General features: G+C 61.3%; 7 protein-coding genes. 6 read left to right on the top strand and 1 reads right to left on the bottom strand.

Annotated features, from left to right (window positions below):
* On the bottom strand, positions 1-1,466 hold a 1,466-nt coding region (locus ABFC66_RS13825; RefSeq protein WP_346741553.1), incomplete at its 3' end, for a class I SAM-dependent DNA methyltransferase.
* 819 nt (positions 1,467-2,285) lie between these two features.
* On the opposite strand from ABFC66_RS13825, the gene ABFC66_RS13820 reads away from it, so the two are divergent.
* The 6 genes from ABFC66_RS13820 to ABFC66_RS13795 all read left to right on the top strand — a co-directional run bounded on the left by ABFC66_RS13820 (position 2,286) and on the right by ABFC66_RS13795 (position 7,352).
* Positions 2,286-3,995, top strand: a complete 1,710-nt coding sequence (locus ABFC66_RS13820) for a hypothetical protein (RefSeq protein WP_346741552.1) — start codon at positions 2,286-2,288, stop codon at positions 3,993-3,995.
* 693 nt (positions 3,996-4,688) lie between these two features.
* The gene (locus tag ABFC66_RS13815; protein ID WP_346741551.1) at positions 4,689-4,880 is read left to right on the top strand and encodes a hypothetical protein; all 192 of its coding nucleotides are present in this window, start codon (positions 4,689-4,691) and stop codon (positions 4,878-4,880) included.
* A gap of 89 nt (positions 4,881-4,969) precedes the next feature.
* Entirely contained in the window at positions 4,970-5,341 is a 372-nt protein-coding gene (locus ABFC66_RS13810) for a hypothetical protein (RefSeq protein ID WP_346741550.1), read from the top strand.
* Between the two features lie 10 nt (positions 5,342-5,351).
* Complete coding sequence (locus ABFC66_RS13805; RefSeq protein WP_346741549.1) at positions 5,352-5,708, top strand: helix-turn-helix transcriptional regulator; 357 nt, start codon at positions 5,352-5,354, stop codon at positions 5,706-5,708.
* The gene (locus ABFC66_RS13800) at positions 5,701-6,720 is read left to right on the top strand and encodes a protease inhibitor I42 family protein (protein WP_346741548.1); all 1,020 of its coding nucleotides are present in this window, start codon (positions 5,701-5,703) and stop codon (positions 6,718-6,720) included. Before ABFC66_RS13805 ends, ABFC66_RS13800 begins: the two co-directional genes overlap by 8 nt.
* Positions 6,717-7,352, top strand: coding sequence for a C1 family peptidase (locus tag ABFC66_RS13795; protein WP_346741547.1), 636 nt, complete (start codon positions 6,717-6,719; stop codon positions 7,350-7,352). The genes ABFC66_RS13800 and ABFC66_RS13795 overlap by 4 nt, the downstream gene beginning before the upstream one ends.
* Positions 7,353-7,361: the final 9 nt, after the last annotated feature.

Raw genomic sequence — 7,361 nt, 5'->3', positions numbered from 1 at the left:
TCGTCTTCCTCGACATCTGCCGCGCCGACATAGCGCCCCGGCGTCAGCACATGGCCGTGGCTCCTGATCTCCTCCAGCGTCGCCGATTTGCAGAAGCCCGGCACATCCTCATAGGCGCCCGCTTCCGCCTCTCCGCGCCAGGCGTGATAGGCGCGCGTGATCCGGTCGATGTCATCGTCGGAGAATTCCTTGCGCGTGCGGTCGACCATATGGCCGAGCTTGCGCGCATCGATGAAGAGAATTTCGTTGCGCCGGTCGCGGAGTTTCGCGTTGCGGGCGACGCCATTCGAGCGGTCGCGGGCGAGGAACCAGAGGCAGACCGGGATCTGCGTCGAATAGAAGAGCTGGCCGGGAAGCGCCACCATGCAGTCGACGACGCCGGGCTTGCCCTCGACTCCCTCGATCAGCGCGCGGCGGATTTCGCCCTCGCCCGATTGCGTCGAAGACATCGAGCCGTTGGCCAGCACCACGCCCGCCGTGCCCGACGGCGCCAGATGATGGACGATGTGCTGCACCCAAGCGAAGTTCGCATTGCCCGCCGGCGGCACCCCATATTTCCAGCGCACATCCTCGCGCAGGCGGTCGCCGCCCCAGTCCGATATGTTAAAAGGCGGGTTCGCGAGGATGTAGTCCGCGCGGAGGTCGCGCAGTTCGTCCTTGTGGAAGCTGCCTTCGCTGTTCCAGCGGATGTCGGCGTCGATGCCGCGCACGGCAAGGTTCATCTTGCAGAGACGCCAGGTCGTGTAGTTCGACTCCTGCCCGTAGACGGCGATGTCGCCGATGCGGCCTTCGTGCTCCTCGGCGAATTTCTCCGACTGAACGAACATGCCGCCCGAGCCGCAGCAGGGGTCGTAGACGCGGCCCTTATACGGCTCCAGCATCTCGACCATGGTGCGGACGACGGAACGGGGCGTGTAGAACTCGCCGCCGCGCTTTCCCTCCGAGCCCGCAAACTGTCCGAGGAAATATTCATAGACGCGCCCGAGCACGTCGCGCGCCTGTCCCTTCTCCTGCCCAAGCGCGATCCCCGAAATGAGGTCGATCAGTTCACCCAGCATGACGGCGTTGAGCGCTGGGCGCGCATATTCCTTCGGCAGCACGCCCTTCAGGCTCTCGTTGCGCTTTTCGATGGCGATCATCGCCTCGTCGATCAGCTTGCCGATGCCTGGCTGCTTCGCGCTCGCCTGCAGATGCGACCAGCGCGCTTCCTTGGGCACCCAGAAGATGTTGTCGGCGGCGTATTCGTCGGGGTCTTCCGCACCGTCCGGGTAATCGGCCAGCAGTTCGGCACGCTTCGCCTCGAAGCTGTCCGAGATGTGCTTCAGGAAGATCAGTCCCAGCGCGACGTGCTTGTAGTCCGACGGCTCCATGTTGCCGCGCAGCTTGTCGGCGGCTTTGAAAAGCTCCGCCTCGAAACCGAGATCGCCGCCCTTGCTCTTCTGCGGCTTGGCTGGCGCTTTGACCACCGCTCGCGCCGGCTTGACCTCCCCGGCCCTCCCCTTCGGGCGTCCCCTCGGCATTTATTGTCCCCGCTTCGAATTCACGCTGCTCGTGTATTTGCGCCGTTCCAGGATTCGCCCGGAACAAGACTACACTTTCAGAATAAGAGCAATTTTGCGTACGGCCAACGTCAAGCCTTCGTTCTACCGCGTGAGGATGGATCGCCCCTCTCCAGCGACGAGATCGATCGGGCACTGCCAATGTTCTTTGGCAGTATCTGAGGACTACCGACGGCACGCCGGCCTTGGATCAGGCTTCAGCTTTGCTGCTGTTGGCAGTGCGGCGCGCGACGCAAGGCAATGGCAGTAAAAGGCGCGATCTTGACCTTCACTGGAGCCCTCGGTTCCAGGGTCGATTGTCAATGGCTCTCCGTTCTCAGCGGCTGCGCGGGCAAACGGTTAACACCTTCCGGCCGCCCTCAGCTGCTGCACGCGCAAGAACGAAAAGATCGATCCGCAGCCTTGCATATGACGCGTCGTGACGTCCGCGAACATCCGTCGCGAGTCGATTCGGTCCAGAATTTTCCGAATAAGTATGGTGCCGAACAGGTCGTGACGGCCCGATGGCTTTGCAAGTCACAACGCAGGAGCCATCACCATGGCAAGATTCATACGACTAAAAGCGGTCCAGCAACGATACGGCATTGGCCGCAGCACCCTCTACCAACTCATTGCGCAAGGGAGATTTCCGAGCCCCGTCCACCTCGGGCGGAGCGCATTGTGGGCCGTCGAAGAGCTTGATGCCTACGACAGCGCCCTTGTCTCCAAAGAGCGCGGAGGCAACGCATGACCACCGTTACGCCATCAACAAATAGTTCGCCGGTGGAAGCGGGTTGCCGAATCCATGCCGAACTACCTACCGCCAGCGGACGTGCCGGGGCGCTCGACGGGAACCGCGCCGATCTTTCCCCGAATGACCGCGGAAAAACCTCCAAAACCGGTGAAAGCTCAAATTCCCCCGCTTCGCACGCAGCTGTTGCGGGGCGGTACCGCCATCGGCCAGACGACGAAAAATCGGGCAAACCGACAATTCACGTCACCCCCGGGAAAATCCATGACGCCGTCCGTGACGCAGAGATCGCCTTGGCCAGGTCCGGCAAATATTTTCAGCGGGGCGGACGGATCGTCCAGGTCACATTGGATCCGCACACCAACGACGCGCGGGCCTATCCGGTCGGACAATCCGCACTCATTCACGGTCTTTCGGCCGCAGCAGACTGGACCAAATACAGCGAAACCACGCTCCAGCGCAAAAAAATTGATCCTCCGCAGAAATGTGCCGCAATCCTGCACGATCTGTCGACCTATGAGCACCTACCGGTTCTGAAAGGCATCGCCAGACAACCCTACTTGCGACCGGACGGCACGCTCATGATGCAGGCTGGGTACGACCCTACGACCATGATGTATGGCGCCTTCGATGCATCCGAGTTCACAATCCCGGAGGTACCCACTCGGAAAGACGCCGAGGCGGCACTCGCCGAACTTGAGAGCCTGCTTTCGGAATTCCAATTTGCCGCCAGGTATGATCTCACGGCGACCCTCACAGCCATACTGACAGCAGCAATACGCCCCAGTTTGAGTCTCGCCCCCATGGTCCATGTGCGCGCGCACGCACCCGGATCTGGGAAATCTTGCCTATGCGAGTTGACATCAGCGTTTGCAACAAGCCGTCGCAATTCACCAACAACCTTTCCGAGCGATGATGATGAATGCCGCAAACTCCTTCTTGCTGAGTATATGGGGTCACCTGCCGTTATCGAATTTGACAACCTCACTACGGACATCCTCCCTCACAATAGTCTCTGCGCAGCTCTCACGTCCGAGTTTATAAGCGGTCGCATACTCGGCTCCTTGAAAACTGTAAGCGTGAACACGCGCACAATGCTTCTCTCCAGCGGGAACAATGTTGGTCCAATTCAGGATATGGCCCGTCGATGTGTCACAATCACATTGGACCCTGCCTGCGAAGCGCCGGCGATGCGGAGTTTCAAGCGACCGGACCTCGTGCAGTATGTGCTCCGCAAGAGGGGGCATTTTGTATCGCTCGCCTTCACGATCATCTTGGCGTGGATCAGAGCGGGAAGGCCTATGAGTGCTCAACGGCCGCTTGCCGGCTTCAGCGAATGGTCGGACCTCTGCCGACAGCCCATTGCATGGCTCACCGGCGAAGATCCAGCATCTTCGATATTCGAGGGCCTCAATCAGGACCCGGATCGCGAGTTGTTGGACCGGTTGCTCACCTCGTGGCACGAGGAGTTTGGAAGCAGACCTGCAAGGGTTCGCGAGGCGGTCGCAGCCGCACAAGCTTATGGCGACACAAATGTTGAGCTCCGTGAAGTGATTCACGAGATAGCGGGGGAACGAGCCGAAATTAATCGGAAAAAATTCGGGTGGTGGCTACGCAAGCATGTAGGACGCCTCGTCAACGGGCGCAAATTTGTGCGAGCTCAGCACGGCGGCTCCGCTGAGGCGTGGGCAGTCGTCTCTGCCTGATAATGGTTTTTCGGTTTTAGAGGTTTTCTGGACCTATGCACAAAATTTCTGTTCGGGCTGAGCTGGAGCGAAACGCAATGACGGTACAAATGATGATACTGGGGCCATAGACGTGAGTGACGTCCTTTTCTTGTCCGATGCTTAAGCGGGAATTGCGGTTCCGGCCCCGCCACTCCCACCCACCCCTGAGCTTGCCGTCTGGTTGCACGCGGACGCGCGATTGTTTTTCGTGTCGACGATTTAGGTCGAGTTCCGACCGCCCTCCCACGGAATGTCTAGCAAAGTCGGCCAGTCTCCGAGGGCCTTTACGAGAGCATTAGCGGCCCCATACCGAGTGCCCTGATGGTGCGCCGCTCGATGAGCAAAGGGCTTTCTACAAGGCCTGTAGTGCAACCTTCGGCGCAAACACTCACGTTGCTGGTGGCCTGACGGGGGATGGGGGCTGCCTCGTCGTCATGCGGAGCGATCGCCAGAACGATCCTTCTAAGCCGAAGTTGGAGGCGATGCGCAAAGCGGCGAGACAGTTCACTGGCGAGCGGCCGGCCTTCATCGCAATCCAAAAGCATGGCATCGAACCGGCCGACCTCATGCTCCCGCACGTTCGCCGAACAGCCGCAATTTTATCTTACGCGCTGGTCGGCTATTATGGCGCCGACCACGTCAACGCGACCTACATTACGGGGGTTCGGGGCTGTGATCACCCGCAACGGCCGTATCAGAACGCCCGCCTTTGCAATCCCCAAGCCGAAGTTCGCCGTCAGCGCCGTGCAGGTCGCGCCCTTCCTTGAGCACATCTCCGACGCCGACTTCGCCGAAGCGATCGGCGCTCCCCTCCCGGCGCCAAACATCTCCTCTCTTTCGATCAACCCAGCTGGTCAAAGCTGAACCAAGCTTTACCACGGGGTAAATAGCTATGTTGACTTTCTACGCCCGCACAGCTTATATTGTTCGGAAATCTAACATGGAGCGTGCATATGGCCGCGACCAAGGAGGAGTTAAAGAAGATATTCGCGGCCAAGGTGCCGGTCTTAATCGCCGAGCTCAAGGAATGGTTCGAAGAGGAGGCCGCCGCGATCGATGGCTCAGTCGAAGCCGATGCTCCTTCGGGGCCCGGCGGCTCCATCATAGGCATGCGGCCAGCGATCGACTCGAAGCGCATTGTCGACGCGACGGTGGTCACCAAGAAGGTGCTCGATATCGAACTGCCCCCGCAGATTATCAAGGCAGGCGGCTACGCCAGTTGCGAGGAGATGATCGCCGATCTCGTCCCCAAGCTAGAAAAGGTCTTCATCGGCGAGATCAAAGTGAAAAAGCGCAAGGCGGCGAAGGAACTTGAGACAGTGTGAGGACACGACCATGAGCGACGAAACCGAGAGGTGGCGGCAGATCGGCGACCGGCTGCGGCAAGCGCGAGAGTATCTCGAACTGAAGCAAGAAGAGGCTGCGGTCGCGGTCGGCCTGTCGCGCTCGGCGCTGTCCCTAATTGAGAATGGTCGCCGGAAGGTCGATGCGGTCGAGTTGGCTCGGTTTGCGGAGGTCTATGCTCAGTCGATCGAGGCGCTCACCGGCGTCGCCGAAACGAAGCCGTTGCCGGAAAGCGTTCAGGCACTTGCGCGGGCCGCGACCGAGCTCTCCTCTGAGGATCGAGCCGAACTTCTGAGGTTCGCCGAGTTTCTCCAGCTTCGCGCGCCGCGGAGCTCGAACCGTGGCTAGATCGCCCGCCGCCGCGGTCCGTCTCGAGGCCGCGGCAGCGGCCAAGCAGCTGCATAGAGACCTCGATCTCCAGCGGCGCGTCACCGAGGGCGCCGGTCTGATAGACGTTTTCGAGGTGATCGGCGAGCTTGACATCCCGCTGGTCTTCAAGCGCCTCACGTCCGCTCTCGGCCTCTGCCTTCCAGCGCCGCTCCGCGGAATTATGGTCACCACCGAGCGGGGCCTCCACATCCAGCGGTTCACCGGCGCGCACGAACTGGGGCATGCCATCTTGGAACACCGTGGTAGCGTCGATCGCGAGATTCTTTACCGCGGACCGCTGACCCCTATTGACGGGCGTGACCTGCAGGAGGTCGCTGCCGACGCTTTCGCCGCGGAGTTCCTGCTGCCCCGCTGGCTCTACCGGCATCATATTCGAGCCCAAGGGTGGACCGTCGTCGGCCACCTCCGCAACCCCGACGTCGTCTACCAACTTTCGCTACGCATGGGCGCCAGCTACGAGGCGACCTGCTGGGGGCTCGTCAGCCACCAGATCCTGCCCCTAGGCGAAGTTGACGCCCTCCTCAAGATGAAAGTAGCCAAACTCAAGTCCCGTCTTGGCGGCGAGTTTCGTCCAGGAAGTTCATGGTCCGATGTATGGCGCGTGACTGCCAGGGATAATGGCGCCCGGCTGTTCGGCAATCCGGACGACCTACTACGGATCGAGCTCAAGGAGGCCGCCGGCAGCGGCCACCAATGGCAGATCGACGCACTTCGCGATGCCGGCTTCGCCGTCCTGTCCGATGAGTCAGCGTTCTCCCGTGATCCGCTGCATTATGGCGCGCCCGCCGTCCGGACGTTGATTGCCCGCCCGCCCAAGCATGGCCGCGGCCACGTGACCTTGAGAGAGGCGCAGCCTTGGGCCGGCGACGATCCTGCCAATCCGACGTTCGCCCTCGCGCTCGCCCTCGAAGGTCCCGAGGAAGGTGGCCTCTCCCGCGCCGACCGGCGTCGCCTCGGATTGCAGCCGTGATCACGCCGTCGGTCGACCTCCGTTCGAGCCTCCTTCCGGTCCGCGACCAAGGTCGCCGGCAGTCTTGCCTCGCCTTTGCGAGCTCGACCGCCCACGAATACAAAACGCTCTCAACCGAGCACCTCTGCGTCGAGTACCTCTTCTTTCACGCGGTGGCGCAGACCCCGGGTCAACACCCTCATGCGGGCACAACCATGGTGGCGGCAGCTGCCGCGCTGGCGGTTGAGGGACAACCCGTCGAAACCGCCTGGCCTTACACCTCGGATCAGCGGAGTCCGTGGACGCCTCCACCAATTACATTGCCACTTCACAAAACGACGATGACACCCGGCACGTTCACCTTCGATGGCATCGTGGCGGCGGTTGACGGTGGTACCCCGGTGGTGCTCGGGTTGGTGATCACCGATGCATTCTATCGACCGGATGGGGCTGGACGCGTTCCCGACCGCACGCCCGATATCGAGCGTGGGGGCCATGCCGTGCTCGCGGTGGGTCACGGCGTCGACAGCAATGGCGAGCCGTCACTGCTCATCCGCAACAGTTGGGGCCCGGGTTGGGGGCAAGGCGGCTACGCTTGGCTGCCGCGCGCCTATGTCGACCGCCAGCTCCACGAAACAGCGCTACTGATCTAGGAGATCGCA

It is taken from the genome of Parvibaculum sp., assembly GCF_039680535.1.
GTDB lineage: Bacteria > Pseudomonadota > Alphaproteobacteria > Parvibaculales > Parvibaculaceae > Parvibaculum.
The sequence above is the reverse complement of the archived record's forward strand: the minus strand, read 5'-3'. Positions and strand labels throughout refer to the sequence as shown.